This is a genomic window from Streptomyces sp. NPDC007264 (assembly GCF_042869095.1).
In the GTDB taxonomy this organism is placed as follows: Bacteria; Actinomycetota; Actinomycetes; order Streptomycetales; family Streptomycetaceae; genus Streptomyces.
The window spans coordinates 1-1905 of the sequence record NZ_JBIAFD010000045.1; the positions used below are offsets into that span (position 1 = coordinate 1).

Below are 1905 nucleotides of genomic sequence, written 5' to 3' on the forward strand. Positions count from 1 at the left end.
TCAGCCCGCCCCCTTGCGCGTACCGCATGAGACCGTCGTACCGCAGGGATCACACCCCGTCACCACCCCGGACATCGCGCATTCAACCTGAGTAGTGCACATCACCACGGCATCGTCGGCATAACGGACCAGGACCCCATGACGACGCACGTCCCATGCCCGGTCCAGCCGGTGCAGATAGACGTTCGCCATCAACGGTGAAACCACACCGCCTTGTGGGGTGCCGGTCACCGGCCGACGGACCTGCCCGTCCTCCATCACCCCGGCCCGCAGCATTACGCGCAGGAGTTTGAGGACCGACCGGTCGCAGACGCGTTCCTCGACCGCCTGCATCAACTTCTCATGCGGAATCGCCTCGAAACAATTGGCGATATCCGTCTCCACCACCCAGCGCCTGCCCCGCCATGCCTCATCGATCAGGACTTGGAGGGCATCGTGCGCCCCGCGCCTGGGCCTGAACCCGAACGAGCACGGGAGCATGTCGGCCTCGAAGACCGGCTCGAGCACGATCTTCAACGCCGCCTGCACGATCCGGTCACGGACGGAAGGAATCGACAGCGGTCTCTGCTCCACGGTTGTGCCGGGTTTCGGGATGAACACCCGGCGCGCAGGCAGCGGCCGCCAGCAGCCTTCCTTGAGTTCCACGGCCAATTCGTCAAGGAGCCGGTCGATGCCATACTCCTCGACCTGCGTGAGAGTGGTGGCGTCAATGCCCGGAGCGCCGTTGTTTCGACGCACCATCACCCACGCGCGCCGCAGGACGTCCCTGCGGTGGACCTTGTCCCCCAGCGCGTGGAACCGCCGTCCGGGATCGGCCTTGGCCGCCCGGTAGAGCGCATGCTGCAAGGCTCGGACCGGATCCAGCTTCAGGGATCCCGACGTGGTGGAACTAGCCTCAGCGGCACTCACCAAGTCCCTCCAGACAGACTGCGCATCGACAAAGCAGCGGCCCTTCCCTGGCCGGCGGTTGTGTTGTCCGCCGGCTCATCGCGGTACTACGGCCGCCTCCGACGCCCACCCGACTCGCGCCCACTTCCCGGGGTGCACCCGGTTATAGGACACGCAGCTTCCGACGGCAGCTGTCCGCAGGCCGCCGGGCCGGGGAGGGCCTCCCCAGTTCCCGCTGTCACCGTCGCAACGTTCCATGCCCCATACGCCGGGGAGTCCTTCACGGCTGCATCTCCAGGATCTTCGCCGCTTCCATGGCCTTCGCCCTGATTTCGGGGGCTCGGCACTCCCTGTCCCCGCCCCGAGAGGCGGGCCTCTAACGACGCCGCAGGCTTCGCGTGATGCTACGGACCGCTGCTTTGCTCCCCCTTGAAGGGCTTTCGACACTGGGCTTCGACGCCGGGCGTTTCCCCCCGACGCCGCCAGTCTGCTACCGGGCCTCCTGGCAGCTACCCGGACCGGACTTCCACCGGCAGGCGACAACGAGCTTACGACCGTAGATCACTTACAACATCAGGACCTCCAGTCTGCTGGGCGCGCGCAAGATCGAGGCTAGGACTCGAGCCCCTCGTCCGTGGCATACCGCCGATCCGTTCGCACCGCGGACCGAGGCGACGTCGGCCCGCCAAGCTTCACGCGGACAAGGGCTACGACTATGACCACCTGCGCCGATGGCTTCGTTCCCGGAACATCACCCCCCGGATCGCCCGCCGAGGGCTCGAATCCTCAACTCGCCTCGGACGGCACCGGTGGACCGTCGAGCGCACGGTGAAGCTGGCTGGGCCGCTCCCGTCGCCTCCACCGTCGCTACGAGCGCCAGCCTGAGCATTTCCTCGCCTTCGCAGGCATCGCTGCAGCCCTCAGAGGGCGGTATGAGAGTGCATAGGAGTTTTGTCGTCACCTGAACGTGTGGCGGTGCGGCATCCCGTCCGGTCGGCGGCCATGGGCATGTTGGGC

At 66.8% G+C, this 1905-nt stretch carries 1 protein-coding gene and 1 pseudogene; one reads left to right on the top strand and one right to left on the bottom strand.

Going from position 1 to position 1905, the window contains the following annotated elements; all coding sequences use genetic code 11:
- Window positions 1-846, bottom strand: coding sequence for a reverse transcriptase domain-containing protein (locus tag ACFYMU_RS33370; protein WP_388381475.1), 846 nt, complete (start codon window positions 844-846; stop codon window positions 1-3).
- A gap of 660 nt (window positions 847-1506) precedes the next feature.
- Here ACFYMU_RS33370 and ACFYMU_RS33375 point away from each other — a divergent pair.
- Window positions 1507-1834, top strand: a pseudogene (locus ACFYMU_RS33375) (transposase); the annotation flags it as partial.
- Window positions 1835-1905: the final 71 nt, after the last annotated feature.